Source organism: Micromonospora phytophila (genome assembly GCF_023656545.1).
In the GTDB taxonomy this organism is placed as follows: Bacteria; Actinomycetota; Actinomycetes; order Mycobacteriales; family Micromonosporaceae; genus Micromonospora; species Micromonospora phytophila.
The window spans coordinates 1-19,625 of sequence record NZ_JAMOKF010000081.1; the positions used below are offsets into that span (position 1 = coordinate 1).

Annotated in this window: 18 protein-coding genes; 10 read left to right on the forward strand and 8 right to left on the reverse strand. The window is 73.1% G+C overall.

Annotated features, from left to right (window positions below):
• Positions 1–1,583 (reverse strand): D-alanyl-D-alanine carboxypeptidase/D-alanyl-D-alanine endopeptidase (gene dacB, locus NCC78_RS12890; protein WP_250794708.1); only part of this gene is annotated, 1,583 nt, incomplete at its 3' end.
• Positions 1,584–1,753: 170 nt separating this feature from the next.
• Between dacB and NCC78_RS12895 the strand changes: the two genes are divergently transcribed.
• Together NCC78_RS12895 and NCC78_RS12900 are read left to right on the forward strand one after the other, a co-directional pair.
• Entirely contained in the window at positions 1,754–2,827 is a 1,074-nt protein-coding gene (locus NCC78_RS12895) for an NAD(P)-binding domain-containing protein (protein ID WP_250794710.1), read from the forward strand.
• Positions 2,828–3,005: 178 nt separating this feature from the next.
• Positions 3,006–3,287, forward strand: coding sequence for an adhesin (locus NCC78_RS12900; RefSeq protein ID WP_250794712.1), 282 nt, complete (start codon positions 3,006–3,008; stop codon positions 3,285–3,287).
• Between the two features lie 4 nt (positions 3,288–3,291).
• Here NCC78_RS12900 and NCC78_RS12905 read toward each other — a convergent pair whose 3' ends face one another.
• A complete protein-coding gene (locus tag NCC78_RS12905; RefSeq protein ID WP_250794714.1) occupies positions 3,292–4,395 on the reverse strand; it encodes a beta family protein in 1,104 nt (367 codons plus the stop codon).
• Between the two features lie 238 nt (positions 4,396–4,633).
• Here NCC78_RS12905 and NCC78_RS12910 point away from each other — a divergent pair, with 238 nt between their 5' ends.
• The 3 genes from NCC78_RS12910 to NCC78_RS12920 all read left to right on the forward strand — a co-directional run bounded on the left by NCC78_RS12910 (position 4,634) and on the right by NCC78_RS12920 (position 7,538).
• The gene (locus NCC78_RS12910; RefSeq protein WP_250794715.1) at positions 4,634–5,041 is read left to right on the forward strand and encodes a hypothetical protein; all 408 of its coding nucleotides are present in this window, start codon (positions 4,634–4,636) and stop codon (positions 5,039–5,041) included.
• A gap of 242 nt (positions 5,042–5,283) precedes the next feature.
• Positions 5,284–5,676, forward strand: a complete 393-nt coding sequence (locus tag NCC78_RS12915) for a cupin domain-containing protein (RefSeq protein WP_250794717.1) — start codon at positions 5,284–5,286, stop codon at positions 5,674–5,676.
• Between the two features lie 65 nt (positions 5,677–5,741).
• On the forward strand, positions 5,742–7,538 hold the full coding sequence (locus NCC78_RS12920) for a glycoside hydrolase family 15 protein (protein ID WP_250794719.1): 1,797 nt from the start codon (positions 5,742–5,744) through the stop codon (positions 7,536–7,538).
• Positions 7,539–7,595: 57 nt separating this feature from the next.
• Here NCC78_RS12920 and NCC78_RS12925 read toward each other — a convergent pair whose 3' ends face one another.
• Together NCC78_RS12925 and NCC78_RS12930 are read right to left on the reverse strand one after the other, a co-directional pair.
• Positions 7,596–8,789, reverse strand: a complete 1,194-nt coding sequence (locus tag NCC78_RS12925; protein WP_250794721.1) for a threonine synthase — start codon at positions 8,787–8,789, stop codon at positions 7,596–7,598.
• A gap of 16 nt (positions 8,790–8,805) precedes the next feature.
• Positions 8,806–9,855: a DNA polymerase ligase N-terminal domain-containing protein gene (locus NCC78_RS12930; RefSeq protein ID WP_250794723.1), complete on the reverse strand. Its 1,050-nt coding sequence runs from the start codon at positions 9,853–9,855 to the stop codon at positions 8,806–8,808.
• 145 nt (positions 9,856–10,000) lie between these two features.
• On the opposite strand from NCC78_RS12930, the gene NCC78_RS12935 reads away from it, so the two are divergent.
• The 3 genes from NCC78_RS12935 (at position 10,001) to NCC78_RS12945 (ending at position 12,069) form a co-directional block, all read left to right on the forward strand.
• Positions 10,001–10,789 carry an aldo/keto reductase gene (locus NCC78_RS12935; RefSeq protein WP_250794725.1) on the forward strand — a complete coding sequence of 263 codons (789 nt, stop codon included), beginning with the start codon at positions 10,001–10,003 and terminating at the stop codon, positions 10,787–10,789.
• Between the two features lie 162 nt (positions 10,790–10,951).
• Positions 10,952–11,107: a hypothetical protein gene (locus NCC78_RS12940; RefSeq protein ID WP_250794727.1), complete on the forward strand. Its 156-nt coding sequence runs from the start codon at positions 10,952–10,954 to the stop codon at positions 11,105–11,107.
• Positions 11,107–12,069, forward strand: a complete 963-nt coding sequence (locus tag NCC78_RS12945; protein WP_250794729.1) for a golvesin C-terminal-like domain-containing protein — start codon at positions 11,107–11,109, stop codon at positions 12,067–12,069. Before NCC78_RS12940 ends, NCC78_RS12945 begins: the two co-directional genes overlap by 1 nt.
• A 64-nt stretch (positions 12,070–12,133) precedes the next feature.
• Here NCC78_RS12945 and NCC78_RS12950 read toward each other — a convergent pair whose 3' ends face one another.
• The gene (locus NCC78_RS12950; protein ID WP_250794731.1) at positions 12,134–13,273 is read right to left on the reverse strand and encodes a glycoside hydrolase family 12 protein; all 1,140 of its coding nucleotides are present in this window, start codon (positions 13,271–13,273) and stop codon (positions 12,134–12,136) included.
• 303 nt (positions 13,274–13,576) lie between these two features.
• Between NCC78_RS12950 and NCC78_RS12955 the strand changes: the two genes are divergently transcribed.
• Positions 13,577–14,689, forward strand: a complete 1,113-nt coding sequence (locus NCC78_RS12955; RefSeq protein WP_250794740.1) for an FAD-dependent monooxygenase — start codon at positions 13,577–13,579, stop codon at positions 14,687–14,689.
• A gap of 178 nt (positions 14,690–14,867) precedes the next feature.
• The gene (gene ctaD, locus NCC78_RS12960; RefSeq protein ID WP_250794733.1) at positions 14,868–16,628 is read left to right on the forward strand and encodes an aa3-type cytochrome oxidase subunit I; all 1,761 of its coding nucleotides are present in this window, start codon (positions 14,868–14,870) and stop codon (positions 16,626–16,628) included.
• Between the two features lie 529 nt (positions 16,629–17,157).
• On the opposite strand, the gene NCC78_RS12965 is transcribed toward ctaD, so the two are convergent.
• The 3 genes from NCC78_RS12965 to NCC78_RS12975 form a co-directional block, all read right to left on the reverse strand.
• Positions 17,158–18,387, reverse strand: a complete 1,230-nt coding sequence (locus tag NCC78_RS12965; protein ID WP_250794736.1) for an MFS transporter — start codon at positions 18,385–18,387, stop codon at positions 17,158–17,160.
• 65 nt (positions 18,388–18,452) lie between these two features.
• Complete coding sequence (locus tag NCC78_RS12970; protein ID WP_250794738.1) at positions 18,453–19,034, reverse strand: isochorismatase family protein; 582 nt, start codon at positions 19,032–19,034, stop codon at positions 18,453–18,455.
• Between the two features lie 44 nt (positions 19,035–19,078).
• Positions 19,079–19,625 (reverse strand): beta/alpha barrel domain-containing protein (locus NCC78_RS12975; protein WP_504920025.1); only part of this gene is annotated, 547 nt, incomplete at its 5' end.

Here is a 19,625-nt window from a genome sequence, read left to right on the forward strand (position 1 = left end):
CAGCAGGCGATCGGCTTGACCCAGGAGCATTCCCGGTCCTCCGGGGCCCGCGACGCCTCGGGCGCCGTCGGCGGCGCGACCCGCGCCGCGGTCCCGCTCTTGTCGGTGTACGAGGCCAGCGCCACCGCGATCTGGTCCTCCAACCCCTTCACCGACGAGGCCAGGTAGTTGTTGAGCAGGATCGAGAACGCCAGCACCCGGCCGTCGGCGTCGGTGACGTAGCCGGAGAGGCCGGAGACACCGGTCAGGCTGCCGGTCTTGGCGTGGACGTTGCCCGCCGCCGGGGTGCCCCGCATCCGGCTGCGCAGCGTGCCGCCGACGAGGCGGTCCGCCTCACCGGCGATCGGCAGCGCGGCGTACCAGGTGTCGAACCAGGGCTCGGCGCGGGCCGCGGCGAGCAGGTCCACGAACTCCGCCGCCGGGATCAGGTTGCGCCGGGAGAGCCCCGAGCCGTCCCGCTGGCGCAGCGTGGCGGTGTCCATCCCGGCGGCGGCGACGTACCCGCCGATCGCGGTCAACCCCGCCGACCAGGTGCCGGCGCCGGAGCGCATCCGGCCGATCTCCTTGGTCAGCACCTCGGCGTGCCCGTTGTTGGAGAGCTTGAGGAACGGCACCATCAGCTCGGCCAGGGTCATCGAGTCGTGCCGCGCCACCTCGGCCGCCCCCGGCGGGGTGCCCTGCCCGAGGACGGTCCGCCCGAGCACCCGCACGCCGTGCCGGCGCAGCGCCGACCGGAAGACGTCGGCGGCGTACCCGGTGGGTTCCCAGACCGTCACCCAGTCGCTCTGCGGGGAGTCGCCGAGCGCGATCTGCCCGGTGACCACGACGGTGTTGCCGCCGTGCTCCCGCTCGAAGGAGATCGAGGTCTCGCCCTCGGCCACCGTCTCGGCCCGGTTGTCGATGCGGACGTACCCCGTCGCCGGGGTGGTGGTGACGACCGGCGGCGCGCCGGCGGTGGCGCCCGGCGCCGCGTTGACGATCACGGTGCCGGCGTCGTAGTCGGTGTCCGGGGCGACGGTGAGCGCGGAGACCTGGGCGGCGTAGTAGTAGGGCTCGTCGTCCCAGGTCCAGTCGGGGCCGAGCCGGGTGTCGTCGTAGCGGGTGTCGTCGGCGACCAGGTCGCCGGTGACCACCCGGACGCCCTGGGCGGCGACCCGGGCGGCGAGCGCGTCGTAGTCGGCGGCGAGCATGGTCGGGTCGCCACCGCCGCGCAGGTAGAGGTTGCCGGAGACCACGCCGGCGTGCCGCGTGCCGCCGGCGCGCACGTCGGTGGTGAGGCGGTGCTGCGGGCCGAGCAGTTCCAGCGCGGCGGCCGAGGTCAGCAGCTTGGTGTTGGACGCGGGCACCAGCCGCCGGTCGCCGTTGCGGTGGTAGACGGTCTCGCCGGTGGCGACGTCCTTGACCACCACCGAGGCCTGGGCCCCGGCCAGCCGGGAGTCGGCGAGGATCGCGTCGATCGTGGCGTTCAGGCGGGTCGCCGCGGGGGTCGGCGACTCGGCGGTGGCGGTGGGCGCGCCGGCGGTGGCCGCGGCGGCGGCCAGCGCCACCAGCGCGAGCGTCCGGGGGAAGAGACGACGATGCATGCGCTGATGCTGCCACGGAGATATCTGCCAGAGAAGGCTGACGACGGAAAGAAATTTTCGTCTCCGTGCGCGCGTCCGCCCGGCTGGCCACGGGCGGTCGCGGGCCGGGGTGTGAGCGGTGAGACGTCCGTGCCGGGCAGCCCGGCGGCCCGCCCGTTGTTGCACCCGGCATGCAGGAGCGCTCCGTCGACGTACTGGTGATCGGGGCCGGCCAGGCCGGCCTCTCCGCCGGTCACCACCTGCGCCGGGCCGGTTTCGTGCCCGGTGCCGGATTCGTGATCCTCGACGGCGGCGACGGCCCGGGTGGGGCGTGGCGGCACCGCTGGCCGACCCTGCGGCTCGACCGGGTGCACGGCTTCCACGACCTGCCGGGCCTGCCGTTCCCGGCGGCCGCGCCGGACCGGCCGGCGGCCGAGGTGGTCAGCGACTACTTCGCCGCGTACGAGCGGGAGTTCGCGCTGCCGGTGCGGCGCCCGGTCCTGGTCCACGCGGTGCACGACCGGCCGGACGGGCGGCTCGACGTCGCCACCGACCAGGGCCGCTGGTCGACCCGCGCCCTGATCAACGCCACCGGCACCTGGACCCGGCCGTTCTGGCCGCACTACCCGGGCCGGTCCACCTTCCGGGGGCGGCAACTGCACACCGCCGACTACCGCGGGCCGGCGGAGTTCGCCGGACTGCGGGTCGTGGTGGTCGGCGGCGGAACGTCGGCCGTGCAGCTGCTCGGCGAGATCTCCACCGTCGCGGCCGGCACGACCTGGGTGACCCGCCGGCCACCCGACTTCCGGGACGAGGAGTTCACCCCCGAACGCGGTCGCGCCGCGGTGGCGCTGGTCGAGGAGGCGGTGCGCTCCGGACGGCCACCGGCGAGCGTGGTCGGGGTCACCGGCCTGCCGCTCACCCCGGAGGTGCGGCGGCTGCGCGAGCGGGGCGTCCTGCAGCGGTTACCCGTGTTCGACCGGATCACGCCCGACGGGGTCGCCTGGGACGACGGGCGCTTCGTCGCCGCGGACGTGATCCTGTGGTGCACCGGCTTCCGGGCCGCGCTGGAGCACCTCGCCCCGCTGCGGCTGCGCGCCCCCGGTGGCGGTATCACGATGGACGGCACCCGGGTGGCCACCGACGAGCGCATTCACCTGATCGGGTACGGCCCGTCGGCGAGCACGATCGGCGCCAACCGGGCCGGTCGCGCGGCGGTACGCGACATTCGCGCGTGGCTCGCCCCGGCCGCGGCCGGGCACTGACCCCCATCTATTTGACGGATCCCCCGCCAGGGGGCAACGTAGGCCGTGAAGGGGGCCCTCAGCTGCCCCGACTGCGACGGCGATGATCCGATCGCCCCTCCATCGCCTCCCACGTGCGCTCGCCCGCGGGCCGAGCCCGGTCCGCACGCTGACCCGAGAATCCACGAGGAGTTCCGCCATGCTCACCATGACCGACAACGCCGTGCTGGTCATCCGTGACCTCGCCAACCAGCAGGACGTCGCCGAGGACGGCGGGGTTCGTATCGCCGCCGACGCCGAGGCGGGTTCGCTCACCGTCGAGCTGGTCCCCGAGCCGATCGAGGGCGACCACGTCGTCGACAACCAGGGCGCCCGGATCTTCCTCGACTCCGACGCCGCGGAGCTGCTCGGGGATGCCTCGGTCGACGCGAGCGTTGACGACGAGGGCATCGTGCAGTTCGGCTTCACCGAGAAGCAGTGACGCCTCAGCCGGCCCGGCGGGTCTCCCCGCCCCGGTGCGGCCGGGCGGGGCGACCCCGCTCGGGAGCCGGCTGAGCGGAGCGCCACGGGCCGGGCCGGGATTCCCGGCCCGGGGACGTCAGCGTGGCCAGCACGTGCGCCAGGTGGTGCGAGGTGCCCCACGCCGCCCAGTTGCTGATCGAACCCGCTCCGGCCCCGCGACGGGCGCGCCGCAGGATCTCGTGGTCGCCCCAGGAGAAGGCCGCCCCGGCGGTCGGCCAGTTCGGGGCCGAGACCAGCGTGCGGCACAGGTCGGCGAACCGGTCGTCGCCCCGCCCGCCCCGCCGGGACCAGCGGTACACCCACCAGGCCCCGTCGGCCGTGTAGCGCACGGTGGGGAGCCGGTCGCCGGGCTGGTCGGCGCCGGGCACCGCCGAGCCGACCCCGTAGTCGCCGTAGGAGACGCCGAGGTCGGCCAGCCGCTGCCAGAGCTGCCAGTCCCACCGGTCGACGCGTACCGGCTCGTCGGTGGGCAGGCGGGACATCGTCGGGGGCATCCCGCCCGCCGCCACGCTCACCGAGCGCCAGGAGTGCCGGCGGGCCCACTCCAGCAGCCGGCGGATCCGGGGCTCGGCCACCCGTACGTCGGCCGCGCAGCACACGTCGCCGGCGTCGACCAGCAGGTCGCACTGCTCGGGCACCAGCCGGGTGAGCCGCCAGATCCGCTCCGCCGCCGTGGTGGTCGCGTCCGGACCGGCCCGGTCCTGGCCGACCCGGAGCCGGACCACCGACCGGTGGGCGTGGGCGCGCGCCGCCGCACCGTGCGCCACCAGCCGCCGGTCGCTCTCCGCGAGCCCGATCACCGGCACCAGCGGTACGTCCCAACGGACCAGTTCGGTCTCCGGCGCGTCGGGCAGGGCGGTGACGTCGACGGCCGGCAGCAGCCCCTCGGGCAGCCGACCGAAAACGTCCAGAGTGAACGAATCCAGAATGGACACCTGGATGACCGGGGCGAGCAACGACGTGACGGCGCCGTCGAGGTGGCTCAGCGCCTCCAGCTCACCCCGCCGGCTGGCGAGGATGGGGCGGTAGACCGGTTCCGCCGCCCGGCCCCCGTGGGCGGGCACCATACCTCAATCTAGCCAGACATCGGCGAACGTCACAGGGCTGTTCGGTCCGCGGTGCCGCGTACCAGCTCAGCGGGGTTGCCGGATCGGCGTCTGTCCATGATCGGACAGTTTTCGGCTGGCTGCCGCGGCGATCCGCGACATACGTTCGACCACAAAGGGTGTCGATCGCCGCTGATCACCCTCAGTCGCCACAAGTGCCTCATCACCGCCGTGTCGCACGGCCGGGGGAGGAATCGCAATGCCCAGCTCACGCACCCGACGCGGGTCGGTGGTCCAGCCCGGACGGGGGGAGGACGACCTCGCCCGCGCCGAGGGGGAGGTCACCACCTGCGCGGGCGTCGGCCTGCCCACCACCGCCCGGGTCCTCTACGCGGTGGTGGACGCCAACGGCAGCCTCGTGCGGGGGCTCGGCGCCGCCGTGGCCAGCCGGTTGGCCACCGGGATGTACCAGGTCGTCTTCGACCAGGACGTGACGGCCGCCGGGTACGTCGGCACGATCGGACTGCCCGGCAACGTGGGCGTGGCACCCTCGGGGCGGATCGCCGTCGCCGGGCGGACGGGCATCCCGAACGCCGTCTTCGTCGAGACCTTCACCAGCGACGGCACCCTCGCCGACCGTCCGTTCCACCTGGCGGTGCTGGCCTGACGGCCCCGAACACGAGCGCACGGCGCCGCTCGACCCGCGGGTCGGAACGTCGCCGCGCTCTGGCCGTCTCCCACCACCGCAGCCGTACGGCGGTACGCCAGTGGGGACCTGGCTCGACCGGTGGTGCGCCGGTCAGTTGTGACGATCCCCGTTCCCCCGCGACCCAAACCTTCGACCAGTGGGGAATTCCACCATCCGCCAGTCCCGGCGTGGCGGCGGCCCGAAGCGGGTATGTGCGCGACATGGAGCATTTCACTATCGCGACCGTCGCCGAGAAGAGCCCCGATTTCCGGCGGGTGCTGTGGACGGGTGAGCACACCCAGCTGGTGATCATGACGATCCCGCCGGGCGGTGAGATCGGCGAGGAGGTCCACGAGGACATCGACCAGATCCTCACCTTCGTCAGCGGCACCGGCGAGGCCCGGGTGGCGGGGGAGAAGCGCGAGGTCGTCCAGGGCGACCTGGTGGTGGTGCCGGCCGGCACGAAGCACAACTTCGTCAACACCGGCCCCAACCCGCTGGTGCTCTACACCGTCTACGGCCCACCCGAGCATGCCGACCAGGCGGTGCACCGGACGAAGGAGGAGGCCGAGGCGGCGGAGGCGGCCGGCGAGGACGAGCCGCCCACCTCCTGAGCGTCGGGGCCGGCGGCCCGCCGCCGGCCCCGTCTGATGTCGCCGGAACGGGGTACCCGCAGCGGGTGGAGCAGCCGGCGATCTCCGACTACGGATTCCTCTCCGACTCCCGATCGGGCGCCCTCGTTGATCGAGGCGGCTCGATCGACTGGTGGTGCCCGGACCGCTTCGACGCCCCGTCGGTCTTCGGGCGGCTCCTCGACCCCGACGCCGGCCACTGGCGGCTGGCGCCCGTCGCCGCCGGTGGGCCCGGGCACCGCACGGAACGGGCGTACGTCACCGACTCGCTGGTGCTGCGCACCGTGCACCACACCCCGCAGGGCAGTGTCGCGGTGACCGACGCGCTCGCCGCCGAGTTCGGCGCCCGGGGCCACGAGCTGGGCATGAACTCGCCGGCGGTGCTGCTGCGGGTGGTCGAGGGGCTGACCGGGCGGGTCCGGATGAAGCTGGACTTCCGCCCCCGCCCGGAGTACGGGCTGCTCACCCCGTACCTGCACGACCAGCCCGGCGGTGGCGTGCTGGCCGCGGCGGGCCCGGTGGTCGTGGCCCTGCGCGCCGACGGGATGCCGCTGCACGCCGGGCGGGACCGGGTCCACCAGGAGTTCGAGGTCGACGCCGGGCAGGTGATCGGCTTCGACCTGGCGTACGGGCGGGCGTACGGGGCGGCGCCGGCCCGGCTGGACCCGGTGACCACGCTCGCCGAGACGGTGCGGGCGTGGCAGGCGTACCGCAGTGTTCACCGGTACGACGGCCGCTACCCCGACCTGGTCCGGCACAGCGCCACCGTGCTCACCGGCCTGACGTACGCCCGCAGCGGCGCGGTCGCGGCAGCCCTGACCACGTCGCTGCCGGAGCAGCTCGGCGGCGACCGCAACTACGACTACCGCTACTCCTGGCTGCGCGACTTCGCGATGACCATGCGCGCCCTCTGGGTGGCCGCCTGCCCGACCGAGGCGACCCGCCTCTTCGCCTGGACGGCCCGCTCCATCGGCCGGGTCGGTGACGAGCCGGTGCCGGTGCTCTTCGGGCTGGAGGGGGAGCGGGACATCTCCGAACACGAGTGCCCGCACCTGCGCGGCTACGCCGACAGCCGCCCGGTCCGGATCGGCAACGACGCCTGGCTGCAGCGGCAGCTCGACGTCCCGGGCGAGGTGATCTCGGCGGTCTGGCGGCTGCACGACTACCTCGGCGACATTTTCGACGAGGAACTGCGGGAGATGGTGCTGGGCCTGACCGAGCAGGTGGTCCGCACCTGGCACATGCCCGACCGGGGCATCTGGGAGACCCGGGAAGCCGAACGGCACTACCTGACGTCGAAGGCGCTCTGCTGGGTGGCGATGGACCGGGCGGTGGCGCTGGCGCCCAAGCTCGGCGAGCGGGCCGACCCGCGCCGCTGGGCGGCCATCCGGGACGAGATCCGGGCGGCGGTGCTGCGCGAGGGCTGGAACGAGCGGGTCGGCGCCTACACCGCCGCGTTCGGCTCGCCAAGCCTGGACGCCTCGGTGCTCATGCTGCCGGTGGTGGGCTTCCTGCCCGCCACCGACCCGCGGATGCGGTCCACCATCGAGGCGGTCGCGCGCGAACTGGGCACCGACGACGGGCTGGTGCGTCGCTGGGACACCGACCCGGCCGGCTTCCTGCTCTGCTCGTTCTGGCTGGTGGAGTGCCTGGTGCTGGCCGGCGAGCAGGCCCGCGCCGAGGCGCTCTTCGAGCGGGTGGTCGGCCACGCCAACGACGTCGGCCTGTTGAGCGAGCAGATGGACCTGACCACCGGCGCACATCTGGGCAACACCCCGCAGGCGTTGTCGCACATCGGCCTGATCAACGCCGCCTGGCGCCTCACCGACCCCACCAGCGACTGAAGGCGCCGAGCCCACCGGCGACTGAAGGCGAGCGGTGCCCGCCGGTGCGGGCCGGCCTCAGGCCGGCAGGACCGGGAGACCTGCGACGTCCACCGTCTCGGGGTACTTCAGGCCGGACCCGGTGTTGAGCACCACCACCCGCTCGCCGGCCCGGATCCAGCCGCTGGCGCGCAGCTGCCGGGCGGCGGTCAGGCAGGCCGCCCCCTCCGGGCAGAGCAGCAGTCCCTCCCGGGCGGCGAAGTCCCGCAGGTCGGCCAGGATCTCCGCGTCGTCCACCGCCACCGCGGTGCCGGAGCTCTCGCGCAGCGCGGCGAGGATCAGCTCGTCGCCGAGCGGGGCCGGCACGGTGATGCCGAAGGCCACGGTGTGCGCGTCCGCCCACGGTCGCGCCCGGTCCTCCCCGGCGGCGAAGGCGCGGACGATCGGCGCGCAGCCGGTCGACTGCACCGCCACCAGCCGGGGCAGCTTGTCCCCGACCCAGCCCAGCTCGCGCAGCTCGTGCAGCGCCTTGTGGATGCCGATCAGCCCGACCCCGCCGCCGGTCGGGTAGATGATCACGTCGGGCACCTGCCAGCCGAGCTGCTCGACGATCTCGTACCCCATGGTCTTCTTGCCCTCGAGCCGGTACGGCTCGCGCAGCGTGTCGGCGTCGAAGATCGCGCCGCCCGAGTCGGCGACCAGCGCCGCGACGTGCCGGCCGGCGTCGCTGATCAGCCCGTCGACCAGGCGCAGGTCGGCCCCGGCGGCGACGCACTCGCGCCGGCAGATGGTCGGCGCGTCGAGCGGCATGACGATGGTCGCGCCCAGCCCGGCCCGGGCGGCGTAGGTGGCCCAGGCCGCGCCCGCGTTGCCGTTGGTCGGCATCGCGATCCGCTCCACGCCCAGCTCCCGGGCCCGGCTGACGCCCACCGCCGCCCCGCGCGCCTTGAACGACCCGGTCGGGGTCAGCCCCTCGTCCTTGACCATCAGGTCCGCGACGCCGATCTCCGCGCCGTAGGTCGGGGTGCGCAGCAGCGGCGTCCAGCCCTCGCCCAGCGTGGTCATGTGCCGCGGGTCGGCCACCGGCAGCAACTCCCGGTAGCGCCACAGGTCGGCCGGGCGCAGCGGGAACCGTTCCGGGGTGACCACCTTCGCCACCGCCGCCAGGTCGTAGCGGGCCAGCAGCGGGGATCCGCAGTCGCAGAGGTTGGCCGGCTTGCCGGCGTCCTGCTCCCGGCCGCAGCGCGGGCATTCCAGGTGGCTCAGGTACACGATGCTCCTCGCCGTATCAGCTCGTGTCGATGCTCGACCAGCGCCGGCTGCGTCGGCCCGGCTCGTAGACCGAGTCCAGCCGCTTCGCCACCACGCCGGGCAGCCCCTGCTCGCGGGCGGTGCGCAGGGCCTCGGCGCCGGTGCCGGGGAACCAGGGCGGAGTCTGCCAGTGCGGGCCAGCCAGCGCCAGACCGTCGAGCAGCTCCCGGCGCTGCGCGTAGGGCAGGTCGAGGCTGGTCACGCCCTCCAGCCAGAGCAGATCGAAGATCAGGTACAGCGCGTCGGGGGTGGCGCGCCGCCCGCGCGCCGGGCGCACCCGGCCCGCGCCGTCGATGCGGACCAGGACGCCGTCGAGCACGGCCTCGGTGGGAGCCAGCTCCTCGGCCAGCTCCCGCAGCCAGGGGTACGCCCCGGTGATCTCCTCGTCGTCCGCCGAGAGCAGCCGCAGCCGCCCGCCGGAGACGTACGCGAGCGCGCGCACCCCGTCCCAGCGCAGCTCGTAGCCCCACTGCGTCTCGTCCTTCGGCAGCTTCGCCGCCGGCGTGGGGTGCATCGGGCGGACCAGCTCCGGCATGCTCGTCCAGCCCTCCGGGGGCGGGTCGGTACGCCGGACCATCCAGTCCTTGCCGTCCTTGCCGCCGGTGGCGAAGAGCACGTACCGCCCGGAGGTCCGCTCGCCGTCGAGCACGACGATCACCTCGTCGTCCCGCCACTTCTCGCAGCGGTAGGTGCCCCGGTCGTGGACGGTCATCCGGCCGCCGCCGTACTCGCCGGCCGGGATCTCGCCGTGGAAGTCGAGGTACTCCATCGGGTGGTCCTCGGTGTGCACGGCGAGGTGGTTGCGGCGGGTGTCCCGGGGCAGGCCGCGCGGCACCGCCCAGGAGGCGAGCACGCCCTCGTGCTCCAGCCGCAGGTCCCAGTGCAGGCTCCGGGCGTGGTGCTGCTGGATCACGAACCGGGCCGCGCCGTCCGCCGGCTTCTTCCGCCGTGGTGGTCGGGGCGGGACCGGCTCCGGGGTGCGCGCGGCGTCCCGCTTGCGCCGGTACTCCTCCAGCGGGTCAGCCACACCCGCATTCTCCGGCAATCCGCACCGATCCGCCGGCCACCGGTTCCCCGGCGCCCCGGTATGTCTGGTTCCAACCCTGCGGCGGTTCTCCGCTCGGCCGCCGTGCGCCGGTGTGCCCGGGGCGATCAGGGGTAGAACCGTCGTCATGGATCACGAGGACCAGCCCACCGTCCCGCTCTCCGGCGAGGTGCGGATGCCCCTGCTCGGCTTCGGCACCTGGCAGGCCACCGGCCAGGCCGGCTACGACGCCGTGCTCGCCGCGCTCGACGCCGGCTACCGGCACGTGGACACCGCCACCATGTACGGCAACGAGGAGGAGGTCGGTCGGGCGGTCCAGGAGAGCGGGCTGCGCCGGGAGGACGTCTTCATCACCACCAAGCTGCCGCCGGACCGGGTGGGCCGGGAGCGGCAGACCATCGAGGCGAGCCTGCGCGCGCTCGACGTCGACCACGTCGACCTCTGGCTGGTGCACTGGCCGCCGTCAAACCCGGGGGACAGCATCCCAATGTGGCGGGAGATGCTCGCCGCCCGGGACGAGGGTTTGACCCGCGCGGTCGGGGTGAGCAACTACAGCACCGCCGGGATCGACGAGCTGATCCAGGCGACCGAGGAGAACCCGGCGGTCAACCAGATCCGGTGGAGCCCGTCGCTCTACGACCGGCAGCGGCACAAGGAGCACCGGGACCGGGGCGTGGTGCTGGAGGGCTACAGCCCGTTCAAGACCAGCGACCTCGCCGATCCCGTGCTGATCCGGATCGCCGCCGCGCACGACGTCTCCCCGGCGCAGGTGGTGCTCCGCTGGCACATCGACCACGAGATCGTGGTGATTCCGAAGTCGGTGACCCCGGAGCGGATCCGCGCCAACGCCGACATCTTCCACTTCTCGCTGACCGCCGAGGAGATGCGCGACATCGACGCGCTCGGCGGCTCCTGACCGCCCGTCCGGCGGCAGCGCCGCCGCGCCCGCTTGCCAATTTCCTTCAGCCGTCACATCGGCATTGAAGGGTATCGACATAGACGCTCGTGACGATATAGCGTGCCCGTCATCACGGTCGTCGATCCCCGTCGGACCCTCCGCCGTCGCTGAAGGAGCGCCATGGCCCCGTCACGATCCACCCGTCTGCGCCGCCGAGGTGTGCTGGGCATACCGGCCCTGCTGGCCGCCGCGCTGACCACCGTCGCCGTCCGACCCGCCCCCGCCGCCGCCGCGCCGAAGCCCGAGTGCCTCGCCGACCTGCTCGGGGGGTCCTGATGGCGACCATTCCCTGGCTGGTCGACGTGCTGCGGGGCGCGGGCGTGCAGGTCGTCGTCGAGGGCGACTGGCTCAACCGGATGCGCCCGGGCGACTTCAACCCGATCGGGGTGCTCTGGCACCACACCGCGGCGACCTCCAGCGCCACCAACCCGCACCCGGCGCTGAACATCTGCATCAACGGCCGGTCCGACCTGCCCGGTCCGCTCTGCCAGGCCCTCGTCGACTACCACGGGGTCTTCCACGTCATCTCCGCCGGCCGCTGCAACCACGCGGGCGTCAGCGGCGGCAGCGGACCGATCCCCGCCGGCGACGGCAACACCCTGATGATCGGCTGGGAGATCGACTACAACGGGGTCAGCCAGGAGATGACGGCGGCCCAGTACAACGCGTCGATCGCCGCCACCGCCGCCGTGCTCACCCGGCTCGGCAAGGACTCCAGCTACGCCCGGGGCCACCGGGAGACGAGCACCACCGGCAAGATCGACCCGTCCTTCATCGACCTCAACGTGATGCGCGCCGACGTGGCCGCGAAGATGGCCGGCGGGACGACGTGGAGCTCGGTGGTGGACAACACCACCGCCGGCCGGTTCACCGCCAGCGCCAGCTGGGGCGTCTCGTCGTACTCCGCGCAGCGCTACGGCGCCGACTACCGCTACGCGGATCCGGTCGCCGCCAGCGACGCCGCCTGGTACAGGTTCAACGTCCCGGCGACGGCGAACTACCGGGTCGAGGCCTGGTGGCCCGCCAACGCCGGCTACAACGCCTCGACCCCGTACATCGTCGCCACCACCACCGGCAACCGGACCGTCTACGTGGACCAGCGGGTCACCGGCGGGCAGTGGCGCATCCTCGGCACCTTCACCCTGCCCGCCGGGGACGCCAACCGGGTGGCGGTCAGCCGGTGGAGCTCGGCCGCCGGTCTGGTCATCGCCGACGCCGTCCGCCTCATCCGGGTCTGACCGGCCTTCGCCGGCAGCGGGGCGTGACACGTCGTCACGCCCCGCTGCCGGTCACTGCCCGACGTCAGCGGCGCGCGCAGGCCACGCCGTTGAGCGTGAAGCTGGTGGGCGAGGAGTACGCCCCGCTCAGCGTCCCCTGGTAGCCGAAGCTCGCCGTGCCGCCCGGCGCGATCGACCCGTTCCAGCTGACGTTGCGGGCCGTCACCGCCGATCCGCTCTGGCTGACCGTCGCGTTCCACGAGCTGGTCACCTGCTGACCGGCCGGCAGCGAGTACGCCAGGGTCCAGCCGTTGATCGCGCTCGAGGCGGTGTTGGTGATCTGCACGTCGGCGGTGAAGCCGTTGTTCCAGGCGTTCGGCGTGTACTTCACCGCGCAGCCGCTGCCACCCGTGGGCGGCGGGGTGGTCGGGGGCGGCGTGGTCGGCGGGGGCGTGGTCGGGTTGCCGCCGCCGTTGACCGCGGCCGAGAACGACGTCACCGCCAGGCCGGCGCCGCCCTGCCACGGCTCGAAACCGGCCTGGATGCTGGTCAGGTACCAGGAGCTGGTGATCGCGCCTCGGTTCTTCACGTCGTTGATGAAGTCGAGCACGCTGAAGTCGAGGCTGCTGACCGGCGACGGCGCGACGTACGAGATGACGTTGTTGGCGCCGTTGCTGCCGCGCCAGACCTCCCAGGTGCGGCCGACCAGCGTGGTGGTGCCGACCGGCGAGCCGATGGGCTGGATGGCGCCCTGGCGGTTGAGCCAGATCATGATCTCCATCTGGTTCACCCCGTCCCGCTTCGGCGTGGGGTCGAGCCAGATGTCGTACGAGGCGTTGTAGACGGCCCCGCTGACGTACCGGTAGCTGATGCTGCTGGTGGCGCTGCTGATCTGGCTCACCTGGATCGGCAGGTTCGTGCCGGGGGAGCAGTTGGTGTAGTGGCAGCCGAAGAAGACCGACGGGTAGGCGGTGGGGGCGCCGTTGGTGGGGTTGCTGCCGTTCTGGGTGGTGATCTCGAAGCCGGTGCCGGTGACGTTGATGCACTGCTGGGCGGTGGTGCCCCAGCGGTTGTTCTGCACCACGTACCGGTTCTGGATCGTGGTGGAGCCGAACTGTTCGCAGATCTGGGTGTCGGCAGACGCGGTGCCGCCGAGGGCGACGGCGACGATCGAGCCGGCGGCCAGCAGGCCGGCGGCGGCGATGGCCCGGAGTGGACGTCTCATGGATGCTCCTTGGGCTTCGGCGTGGGGCGCCGGACGGTCGGGAGTACGGGACGGGAGCGCTCCCAAGCTCCGCCGACACATTGACATGTTTGAAACAGTCGTGCAACTGGACCAATCCAGTTGTTTCGGATCCTGGACGCCCTGCCGTCAACCGACCGGCTGTGACCTGCTCCGACGCCGGATCGACGCGGTACGCCGAGGGTCGGGACTCGCCGACCGATCGACCCTGGTGTGCGTCGATTGCACCGAGTAGTGTCTTGCCTCCAACGCGTGCCGAACCCCCCTCCGGAGGCGTACACCACCATGGGTGGCTCCCCCCTGCGCATCCTCGTCGTCGGCGCGGGCATCGCCGGTCTGGCCGTGGCCCGGGCGCTGCGGATGGTGGGCTTCCGGCCCGACGTCACCGACAAGCTCCCCCCAGGCGAGGGCGAGCTCACCGACACCGGGCTCTACCTGCCCGGCAACGCCGCCCGCGCGCTGCGCCGGCTGGACCTCGACGGCCCGGTCCGCCCCCTCGGGCAGGTCGTCCACCGGCAGCGCTTCCTCGACGCCGCCGGGGCCCCGCTCTGCGAGGTCGACCTCGACGCGCTCTGGGCCGGGGTGGGCGAGTGCCGGGCGCTGCCCCGCGCGGAACTGCACCGCGTGCTGCTCACCGGCGCCGGCGGCGCCGTCCGGCACGGTGCCGAGGTGCGCACCATCGACCTGCTGCCGACCTCCGTCGGCGTCACCTTCGTCGACGGCACCACCACCGAGTACGACCTGGTCATCGGCGCCGACGGCCCGCGCTCGTCGATCCGTACGCTCGCCGCGCTCGGCGGCCCGCCCCGCCCCGCCGGCCAGGTCGTCTACCGCGCCGTGGTGCGCGACGGGCCCCGGGTCGCCGAGTGGACGGCCCTGCTCGGCCAGCGCTCCGGCTTCCTGGTGGTGCCGATCGGCGCCGGGCGGCTGCACTGCTACGCCGACGAGGCCGGCACCGCCCTCCCGGCCGACCCAGTGGCCCGGCTGCGCGAACTCTTCGGCGACTACCGCGGGCCCGTGCCGGCGGTGCTGGAGGCGCTGGACCGGGTGCACGTCGGGATCACCGACGAGGTCGAGCTGGGGCGCTGGTCCCGGGGACGGGTGCTGCTCGTCGGGGACGCCGCGCACGCCACCGCGCCCACCCTGTCCCAGGGCGCGGCGATGGCGCTGGAGGACGCCGTGGTGCTCGCCGAGTCGCTGAAGGCGGCCGGCAGCGTGGAGGCGGCGCTGACCGCGTACGAGAGTCGTCGCCGCCCGCGTACCCGATGGGTGCGCGACCGGACCCGGGACCGCAACCGGACCCGCGACGTGCCGCCAGCGCTGCGCGACCCGCTGCTGCGCGGGCGCGGCGGGCGGATCTTCGGAGATCACTACCGACTGCTGCTCGGCCCGCTGTAGGGCGCGGGCGGGTCGCGCCCCGGGGCGCCCGGGCGACCGCCCGCCGGGGCGGGGTGGCGGAGGCTACCCCACCACCCCACGCGGCGCTGCCACCTGCCGGGGACTATCCTCCTTGCGGATGACGGCCCGCCGAAAACAGCGCGTGCCGAGCGGGACAACCCAGAACCGGAGGCCACTCGTGACCACCGTCGCACCCAAGCCGGTCGTGACCCGGCCCTGGCCGGTCCGAGCGCCGGTCAAGGGGTCGGCCATCGCGCGGCTGCTGCGTACCACGGACGCGAAGCAGATCGGGATCATGTACATGGTCACCGCGTTCGCGTTCTTCATGATCGGTGGCCTGATGGCCCTGATCATGCGGGCCGAACTGGCTCGGCCAGGGCTGCAGTTCCTGTCGCCCGAGCAGTACAACCAGCTGTTCACCATGCACGGCACGATCATGCTGCTGTTCTTCGCGACGCCGATCGTGTTCGCCTTCGCGAACTACGTGGTGCCGCTGCAGATCGGCGCGCCGGACGTCTCCTTCCCCCGGCTGAACAGCTTCGCCTACTGGCTGTTCCTCTTCGGCGGCACGATGGCGACCCTCGGCTTCATCACCCCCGGTGGCGCCGCCGACTTCGGCTGGACGGCCTACACGCCGCTCAGCAGCGTCGAGCACTCCCCGGGCGTCGGCGCCAACATGTGGGTGGTCGGCCTGGCCATCTCCGGTCTGGGCTCGATCCTCGGCGCGGTCAACCTGATCACCACGATCCTGACCCTGCGCGCCCCCGGCATGACGATGTTCCGGATGCCGATCTTCACCTGGAACATGCTGGTCACCAGCCTCCTGGTGATCCTGGTCTTCCCGCTGCTGGCCGCCGCGCTCTTCGCGCTGGCAGCCGACCGCATCCTCGGAGCCCACGTCTTCGACCCGGCCACCGGTGGGCCGATGCTCTGGCAGCACCTCTTCTGGTTCTTCGGCCACCCCGAGGTGTACATCATCGCGCTGCCGTTCTTCGGCATCATCACCGAGGTCATCCCGGTCTTCTCGCGCAAGCCGATCTTCGGCTACAAGGGCCTGGTCGCCGCGACCATCGCCATCGCCGGCCTGTCGATGAGCGTGTGGGCGCACCACATGTTCGCCACCGGCCAGGTGCTGCTGCCGTTCTTCAGCTTCCTGAGCTACCTGATCGCCGTGCCCACCGGTATGAAGTTCTTCAACTGGATCGGCACCATGTGGCGGGGCCAGATCAGCTTCGAGACGCCGATGCTCTTCGCGCTCGGCTTCCTGGTGACCTTCCTCTTCGGCGGTCTCACCGGTGTGCTGCTGGCCAGCCCGCCGCTGGACTTCCACCTGCACGACAACTACTTCGTGGTGGCCCACTTCCACTACGTGCTCTTCGGCACGATCGTGTTCGCCGTCTTCGCCGGCATCTACTTCTGGTTCCCGAAGATGTTCGGCCGGATGCTCGACGACCGGCTGGGTAAGGTCCACTTCTGGCTGACCATGATCGGCTTCCACACCACGTTCCTGGTGCAGCACTGGCTGGGCGCCGAGGGCATGCCGCGCCGGTACGCCGACTACCTGCCCGAAGACGGCTTCACCACGCTGAACATGATCTCGACCGTCGGCGCGTTCATCACCGGTATCTCGACGCTGCCGTTCATCTACAACTGCTGGAAGTCGTACAAGTCCGGTCCGGTCGTCGAGGTCGACGACCCCTGGGGTCACGGCAACTCGCTGGAGTGGGCGACCAGCTCCCCGCCCCCGCTGCGGAACTTCGACCGGATGCCGCGGATCCGCTCCGAGCGGCCGGCCTTCGACCACAAGTTCCCCGAGCTGGCCGCCGGCGGCCAGTCCCTGGCCGGCCCGCCGGAGGGTGGCGCCAAGCCGCTCACCAGCGAGTCCGACGGTGGCGCCAGCTACCGCGAGGACACCGCCTCCGACATCGACCGGCACTGACCGCTCCGCACCACGTACGACGGGCGCCGCACCCCACCGGGGTACGGCGCCCGTCGCCGTTCCACGCCGTCGCGCTCTCGCGTCCCTGTTTCTCGGGCACCCGTCCACCACCGGTACGGCCTCCGGCACCCACAAGTCCTGCCGCCTGCCAGCTTGTTGATCAAGAAGTTCTGGTCTGAATTCGGCCCTGTTCCGAACCGAACCTCTTCGTCAACTCCGCCCGCACCCCTCCGCACGCCGCACCCGAACCCCGCGCCCCCGCACCCCGGACCCCGCGGCTGTTGCCCAGCCCGTCAGGCGAGGTGGGGCGGAGGTTGGGGAGGCGACAACTTCCCGGAAATAGTGGCCTCGCTGGTCGCGGGCGGGCACTATTTCCGGGAAGTTGTATGGATCTTGGAGCCGTCGGTGCGCGGAGCGGGCGGGGAGACGGGAGGGTGGCGGGCCCCCGCCGCCAGCGGTCAACTGCCGCCGGGGTGCCGGGTGCCGGGTGCGGCGGTGCGGCGGTGCGGGGGTGGGCTTGTGTGGGTGGTCAGGTGGTGGCGGGAGCCAGGTCGGCGGGGGCGTGTTCGACCGGGGCGCCACCGGCGGCGGCCTCCCGGCGGTGCCGCAGTTGCACCGGGAGCACCACCAGGGCCACCAGCACGCCGATCGCCCCGGTGACCGCGAAGCCCCACAGCGGCGCGGAGGCGTCGATCACCGCGCCGGCGAGCGGGGCGCCCAGCGCGATGCCGACGGTGATGGCGGAGCCGTGCAGACCCATCGCCTCACCGCGCGCCTCGGGCGGGGCGAGGCGGCTGACCGCGTCGGAGGTGGCCGCGATGGTCGGCGCGCAGAGCGCCCCGGCGGGGATCAGCGCCAGGCAGAGCAGCCACCAGTGCGACCCGCCCAGCCCGACGGGGATGGTGCAGAGGCTGAGCGCGGCCATCAGCGCCAGCGGCGAGAAGGAGCGGCTGACCGCCCCGTACGCGAAGCCGCCGACCAGCGAGGCGACCGCCCACATGGCCAGGACGGCACCCGTCCAGCCGACCTCGCCGCTGGCCCTGAGCACGGCGATCACCGCCACGTCGGTGCCGCCCAGCACGAGGGTGCAGGCGGTGCTGACGGCCAGCACGGCGAGCAGTCGCGGGGTGAGCCACTCCCGGCGGGGTACCCGGCGCTGCGGCCCGGTCGGCTCCGCCGCGCCGCGGGTGGGCGGGTTGAGCAGCCAGAGCCCGGCGCCGGCGGCGACGATGCCGGCCCCGACCAGGTAGAGGGTGGTCCGGGCGGAGATCGCGGTGACCGCCACCGTCGCGAGGGCCGGGCCCACCATGAACGACAGTTCCACCGACATCGAGTCCAGCGCGTACGCGGGGCGGCGCCGCTCGGCGGGCACCATCGCGGCGATGGACTGGCGGATCACCGAGAAGATCGGCAGCGCCAGCGAGCCGGCGAGGAACGCGGCCGGCAGCAGCAGCAGGTAGGAGAGCGTCGGTGCGGTCGACCAGAAGATCGCCTCGGCGACGGCGGTCAGCACGAGCACCGGACGCAGTCCGCGCCGGTCGACCAGTCGGCCGAGCAGTGGGCCGCCGATGGCGGCGCCCACGGTGATCGCCGCGCCGACCAGCCCGGCCGCGCCGTAGCCCCGCCCGAGGTCCTGCACGACGTAGAAGGTCAGCGTCACGCCGGTCGCGGTGAGCGGAATGCGGGCGAGGACCGCTACCAGCAGCAACGACCGGAGACCGGGTAGGGCGAGCGCCTCCCGGTAAGGCTTCATCTTCATGTCGGTCCGTACCTCCGGGCGTCATCCTCGACGCCGGGCAGGCAACCCGCCAACGAATTACCGGATCATGCGCTGCGGATCACAGGCTCCCCGCGCATCGTGACGCCGGCTCCCTCCAGCGACCGCAGCGCCACGTCGGTGGTGGCGGGGGCGACCCCGGCGGTCAGGTCCAGCAGCACGGTGGTGGCGAAGCCCTCCCGGATTGCGTCCAGCGCCGTCGCGCGGACGCAGTGGTCGGTGGCGATCCCCACCAGCTCGACCCGGTCCACCCCGTGCCGGCGCAGCCAGTCGGACAGGCACTCGCCGTCGTCGGCGTGCCCCTCGAAACCGGAGTACGCGGCGGCGTGCTCGCCCTTGTGGAAGATCGCCTCGACCCGGTCGGTGGCCAGGTCGGGGTGGAACTCCGAGCCCGGGGTCCCCACCACGCAGTGCTGCGGCCAGGAGTCCACGAAGTCCGGCGGGTCGCCGAAGTGCGCGCCCGGGTCGATGTGGTAATCCTTCGTCGCCACCACGTGCTCCCAGCGGTCCGGCTCGGCGGCGAGCAGCCGGGTGATGCCGGCCGCCACGTCCGCCCCGCCGCCGACGGCCAGCGAGCCGCCCTCGCAGAAGTCGTTCTGCACGTCCACGATGATCAACGCGTTGCTCACCCGGGTGCTCCTCTCATGACGCTCCGGTCCGCCGAACGGGCGGTTCAGTCCGCGGGTACGACCGTGACCGGGATGGCCGGGTCGCCGCCGGAAAGCTTCAGCCCCTCCCAGGGGATGGAGATGAGGCACTGCCGCAGGTGCTCCCGCGACTCGTCCAGCGTCGGCGCGTCGACCGGCTCGCCGTCGGCGACGAAGGTGCGCTGCAGCAGCCGGTCGTGGGGCTGCCGGTCCGGCACGCCCTGCGGCACGATGATCTCCTCGGTGGCCGTGCCGGTCGGCTTGTGCCGGCGTACGGCCACCTTGCGGCCGCCGATGGTGGCTTTTTGCTCGGAGCGCTTGACCACCGCGCGCCCGTCGACCTCGACCAGCTTGTAGACCAGCCCGGCGGTGGGCGCGCCGGAGCCGGTGACCACGGCGGTGCCCGCGCCGTACATGTCGACCGGCCCGGCGGCGAGGGAGGCGATGGCGTACTCGTCGAGGTCGCCGGAGACGATGATCTTCGTCTCGGTGGCGCCGAGCGAGTCGAGCAGCTCGCGGGACTGCTGGGCGATGACGGCCAGGTCACCCGAGTCGATCCGGATGGCCCGCAGA